The sequence below is a fragment of the Citrobacter sp. TBCS-14 genome (assembly GCF_005280805.1).
GTDB classification, from domain to species: domain Bacteria; phylum Pseudomonadota; class Gammaproteobacteria; order Enterobacterales; family Enterobacteriaceae; genus Citrobacter; species Citrobacter gillenii.
Window position 1 is genome coordinate 1 of the sequence record NZ_SZWM01000622.1, and the last position, 215, is coordinate 215.

Here is a 215-nt window from a genome sequence, read left to right on the forward strand (position 1 = left end):
CACCCACCCACGTTACGGCATGGGAAAACGCCTCGGGGCGGCAGACGTGGACAAATGGGCGCTGTATGTCATCGGGCAGTACTGTGACCAGTCAGTACCGGACGGTTTTGGCGGCACGGAGCCGCGCATCACCTGTAATGCCTATCTGACCACGCAGTGTAAGGCGTGGGATGTGCTCAGCGATTTCTGCTCGGCGATGCGGTGTCTGCCGGTCT

The 215-nt window shown here is 60.9% G+C and carries 1 protein-coding gene; it reads left to right on the forward strand.

Annotated elements, in window-relative coordinates; translation table 11 throughout:
* Positions 1 to 215, forward strand: a 215-nt coding sequence (locus FDX22_RS20295) for a hypothetical protein (protein WP_186805384.1), incomplete at both ends; no start/stop codon positions are given.